Source organism: Pseudoalteromonas sp. Ps84H-4 (assembly GCF_024124645.1).
GTDB lineage: Bacteria > Pseudomonadota > Gammaproteobacteria > Enterobacterales > Alteromonadaceae > Pseudoalteromonas > Pseudoalteromonas lipolytica_C.
The window spans coordinates 1-4209 of sequence record NZ_JAMXSK010000059.1 but is presented as its reverse complement, the minus strand read 5'-3'; the positions used below and the strand labels follow the sequence as shown (position 1 = coordinate 4209).

Here is a 4209-nt window from a genome sequence, read left to right as displayed (position 1 = left end):
TTAACGAGGGCTTGATTATAGTGAGACCAGTTTGTGATTTTGCTCATTGTTGTTGCACGGGCTAGTAAAATATAGATGATCTGATCACAGGCTGGCAAGATAGTTCAAACTTTTAGGAAACAACGCTATTGGACATACAAAAACCAGCTAGTGACTCCTTTGATGGAATTAAAACCTTTCTAATATTGGTCATAAATAATGCATAGCAAAACTAAAACAAGCTAATATAGTGTCCTCTGATAAAGATGTTAAGGCACAAAGGAGATTGCGTGCATGGGGTTTCGAAAGAGTATAAAAGTTGGAAAAGGTGTACGGGTTAATATAGGTAAAAAAGGGATTAGTAGTCTTTCCTTGGGAGGTAAAGGTTTAACTCTGAATGCGAGTGAGAAAGGTATTCGTGCTACAGGAAGTATACCCGGTAGTGGAATCTCTCACGCCAAGGTGGTTTATAAACCCGATGGGACTTCTAAGCACGTAAACCTTAAGAGTAGCTTACCACCACAAATTGACACTGATGTACGAAAAGTTAGCTTTTTGCTTGGTATGGGAATTTTTTTCCTGCCGTACATCTTTGCTTGGTATACTCTTCGCAAAGGACACTCCACGATTTCAAGAGTCACAAGTTTCGCTTGGTTGTTTTGGCTTATATATTCAGTTATCCAACAGCCCTAACAAAGCAACGTATGGCGATCTACATTCGTTTCTATTAAAGACTGCTACAAATCAATCAACTACAAGGCTGTCGTGTAGCGATGTTACGACCGTACGTTTAAGACAAATCTCTCCTTAGGCCGTAACTTATTATATGCCCTTCTCCGTGTTTCGGTTTATTGATAAGACACTCCACTAAACCCTCATTCACCATGCATTTTCTAATTATGTGTGCAATTCATTAGGGCATGCTTACTTTAAGAATCTAGCTTTCGCACTATCCGAGGCAATTCCGCTAGCGACTAATATAACAAGTTATGTACAATGCCGCCTATAATATGTATTGTGGTTACAATAAATTAAGTAGTAGAGATCATGGCAACGCAAGCATTAATTAATCCCCAAATTGTAACTTGGGCACGGCAACGAGCCGGCTTAAGCAAGGAGGACTTTGCTCAAAAATTAGGGATTAAAAAGGTTGAACGCGTAGTTGAATGGGAGGCTGGAACATCTAAGCCTACATTTGTTCAAGCCCAGAAAATTGCAAATGCCACTAATATTCCTTTTGGTTATCTATTTTTAGTTAACCCTCCTAAAGAAGAGCTACCTATACCTGATCTCAGAACTATAGGTAACAAGCATCGTAATGAAGTATCAGTTGAAATGAGAGACATCATTAAGCAGGTAATGTATAAACAACAGTGGTACAAAGAGTATTTGCGACAAATTGGCGAAGAGGAATTGCCGTTTGTCGGTCGCTTTACTACAAAAAATACTGTTTATGATGTTGCACAAAACATAAGAGGTGAATTAGGAGTTCCACTGCCTCAAAAAGGCTCTTGGGAAGACTATCAACGTCAACTAATCAACGCTGCTGAAAACTCTCGCATTCTTGTTATGAGAAGTGGCATTGTAGGTAATAACACCAGAAGAAAGCTCGAAGTTAGTGAGTTTCGAGGCTTTGCCATCTCCGACAAATTAGCGCCTGTAATTTTCATCAATAGCTCTGACGCGCCAGCCGCAAGACTTTTTACGCTTATTCATGAGTTAGCTCATCTTTGGATAGGCAGTAGCGGGGTTTCTGATCTTGGCAACGAACATGCTGAAGAAGAAAAGTTCTGCAATGCTGTAGCTGGCGAATTTTTAGTCCCTGAGAAAGAATTCCATGAAATGTGGAATCCTCTAGTTAGCCTACTAAATAATGTTGTAGCAATTAGTTCTAGATTTCACGTTAGTAAACTCGTTGTGGCTAAACGGGCTTTCGACTGTAACGCTATAGACTCCGATACTTATAGGGAATTTTACCAACGTGAAATGAAAGCGTTCAGACGCAAAAAAAGCAGCGGAGGAGACTTTAACATTACTGCGGGTGCCCGTAACAGTGCTTTATTTTCTAGTGCAGTTGTTGCAGAAGCAATGAGTGGGCGGATTCTACTTCGGGATGCAGGGAGCTTATTGGGAATTCAACCTAATAAAATTAAAACGTACGCGAGCAAACTTGCCTTATGAATTACCTGCTAGATGCAAATACATTTATTGAAGCGAAAAATCGGTACTATTCGATGACAATTTGTCCGGGCTATTGGCAGTGGTTATTGCAATCAAACAAGCATTGCGGCGTTTCAAGTATCGAATTCATAAAGAAAGAGCTGATTAACGGTAATGATGAACTCGCGATATGGGCTAAAGAACATCCAGGTTTGTTTGAATCTAATGATGATGAAGCAACCCAACTTGCCTTCGCAAATGTGGTGAATTATGTAATGTCTCTAACCGAGATGAAAGACGGAACACATGAAGAGTTTCTGAGAGGGGCTGACCCTTGGTTAATTGCTAAAGCTATAACAACTGGATCAGTGATAGTTACCCACGAAAAGCTCGACAAAAAAATCAAGAGAAAAATCTTAATCCCAAACATTTGTGAGCACTTCAAAGTATCTTATATCAATACTTTTGAGCTATTAAACAATTTAGAAGCTCAATTTGTTATGCATACATCAACCCCTTAGGCTTTAGAGCCTTATTTACTTTCAAAATGTGTAGCTCGCTAATCATACTTGAAGCGCCTCCACTAACTAATCCAAACCTCATAAGTAATTCATTAGCAATAACGCTAACCTTGTTTCAATAACGTTTAAAACCGGTAATTTCCGGCTTTAAATTTTCCTATCCGTGACATCAGTATTTGGCTTACATTCAAGCGAGTTCTGCACTACTGAATTTGGAGTTTTTAGCCAATATTTTTAGTTTGAGTCGTATAGGTAAAGTGGTGGCGTTGCTATAGCATCTTAATGCGGCGTTAGTCCCTAAAAATTTATGCCGAATTCACTTAACACAGATGACAACCTAAAACGTTTTTCCAATACTGAGGAAACCCAACACATTGGACTAACACTCATAGTAAAATCACTTGTGAAAAGAACGGGTGTAAGAACTGATAACTTTCATCCTTGGGGTGATTTATAATTCATGCACTTTAGCTTCATTTGTATAATGACTTTAATGAGCTATTTTTGTTATCCCAGTAATATAGAAGAAATGGAATTGCACCTCCTTTAATCTCTTCTGCTGAATAGAACTTCTCTGTATTGAAAGCTTTAAAATAAATTCCTTGAGAATAAGCTTTAACTGTTGAGGAAAGAATGAACGCCAAATAGATTAAAACAAGAATTGAGGTAAATATTGTTAATGATGTTGAAATTTGCATCAATGCAAAGGTAATAAGCAATAAAACCATTAGATGGGATAAACTTCTAATTTTATTAATTTTAATTTTGGTCATACATAAAAATCCTTTTTAAGTTCCTTCCTAAATTGTACCTATTAATATTCTATTCCTTGTGAGTCTATCTAGTCAATTTGTAGTATCTATATGAATTGCATTTTTCACATTATATTGTGAATTTTTGGTTCTTTGACTGCGGTTCTAGATTTTTTCACAAAATATTGTGAATTTATTGCCCTATTGATTATATTTCTCTATTATTCACAATTATCTGTGAATTTTGGAGCTAAAAATGGAAATATCTGTTAGTTCAGCTAAGCAATTAGGTAAATTAATATCTGCTGTTAGAAAAAGCCAAGGGTTAGACCAAAAAACAATTGGAGAATTTTCGGGCAATAGTATCAATACGGTAGGTGACTTTGAAAAGGGGAGTGGTTCATTGTCCGTAAATAGGTTATTTGATTTGATGGAGTCACTTGGTATTGAAATGAAAATAGACTTCGCGCTGCCTCCATCTGATACTTCAGCGCAAAAGAAACTAATCAAACGCATTAATGAGATAGTTGATCATGAATAGATCGCTCACAGTATTTGTAAGTACAAAAAAAATGGGTGAGTTAAAAGATGTGAATGGCTTTTGGGCTTTTGAATATGCACAAGAGTGGGTTAACTCAGATAAAAACTTTTCCTTGTCACCGGATATACCAAGTGAACTACTCGCGCCTAAAGGCATCGAGCTTCCAAGATAATAGCCTAAGCTACTAACCTTTCTTTTTTGACGCTTCGTTGGACACCGCTAGTCGAGCTTTTGACTCGGCTAGTCTTACGATTGC

The 4209-nt window shown here is 37.6% G+C and carries 6 protein-coding genes; 5 read left to right on the top strand and 1 reads right to left on the bottom strand.

Features of this window, described 5'->3' with window-relative positions; all coding sequences use genetic code 11:
• Positions 1–273: 273 nt before the first annotated feature.
• The 3 genes from NH454_RS22050 (at position 274) to NH454_RS22040 (ending at position 2660) form a co-directional block, all read left to right on the top strand.
• Positions 274–672, top strand: coding sequence for a DUF4236 domain-containing protein (locus NH454_RS22050; protein ID WP_063528117.1), 399 nt, complete (start codon positions 274–276; stop codon positions 670–672).
• 354 nt (positions 673–1026) lie between these two features.
• Positions 1027–2160: an ImmA/IrrE family metallo-endopeptidase gene (locus tag NH454_RS22045; protein ID WP_063529044.1), complete on the top strand. Its 1134-nt coding sequence runs from the start codon at positions 1027–1029 to the stop codon at positions 2158–2160.
• Positions 2157–2660 carry a DUF4411 family protein gene (locus NH454_RS22040; protein WP_118845572.1) on the top strand — a complete coding sequence of 168 codons (504 nt, stop codon included), beginning with the start codon at positions 2157–2159 and terminating at the stop codon, positions 2658–2660. The genes NH454_RS22045 and NH454_RS22040 overlap by 4 nt, the downstream gene beginning before the upstream one ends.
• A 473-nt stretch (positions 2661–3133) precedes the next feature.
• Here the strand turns inward: NH454_RS22040 and NH454_RS22035 are convergent, their stop codons facing one another.
• Positions 3134–3433: a hypothetical protein gene (locus NH454_RS22035; protein ID WP_118845574.1), complete on the bottom strand. Its 300-nt coding sequence runs from the start codon at positions 3431–3433 to the stop codon at positions 3134–3136.
• A gap of 235 nt (positions 3434–3668) precedes the next feature.
• Between NH454_RS22035 and NH454_RS22030 the strand changes: the two genes are divergently transcribed.
• Together NH454_RS22030 and NH454_RS22025 are read left to right on the top strand one after the other, a co-directional pair.
• Entirely contained in the window at positions 3669–3953 is a 285-nt protein-coding gene (locus NH454_RS22030; RefSeq protein ID WP_138534064.1) for a helix-turn-helix domain-containing protein, read from the top strand.
• Positions 3946–4125 (top strand): HipA N-terminal domain-containing protein, encoded by a 180-nt coding sequence (locus NH454_RS22025; RefSeq protein WP_138534065.1) that lies wholly within the window; start codon positions 3946–3948, stop codon positions 4123–4125. Before NH454_RS22030 ends, NH454_RS22025 begins: the two co-directional genes overlap by 8 nt.
• The last annotated feature ends 84 nt before the right edge of the window (positions 4126–4209 follow it).

Coding starts and splice junctions, on each gene's coding strand:
- NH454_RS22050 (WP_063528117.1), top strand. CDS start 274: ATGGGGTTTCGAAAGAGTATAAAAGTTGGAAAAGGTGTACGGGTTAAT.
- NH454_RS22045 (WP_063529044.1), top strand. CDS start 1,027: ATGGCAACGCAAGCATTAATTAATCCCCAAATTGTAACTTGGGCACGG.
- NH454_RS22040 (WP_118845572.1), top strand. CDS start 2,157: ATGAATTACCTGCTAGATGCAAATACATTTATTGAAGCGAAAAATCGG.
- NH454_RS22035 (WP_118845574.1), bottom strand. CDS start 3,433: ATGACCAAAATTAAAATTAATAAAATTAGAAGTTTATCCCATCTAATG.
- NH454_RS22030 (WP_138534064.1), top strand. CDS start 3,669: ATGGAAATATCTGTTAGTTCAGCTAAGCAATTAGGTAAATTAATATCT.
- NH454_RS22025 (WP_138534065.1), top strand. CDS start 3,946: ATGAATAGATCGCTCACAGTATTTGTAAGTACAAAAAAAATGGGTGAG.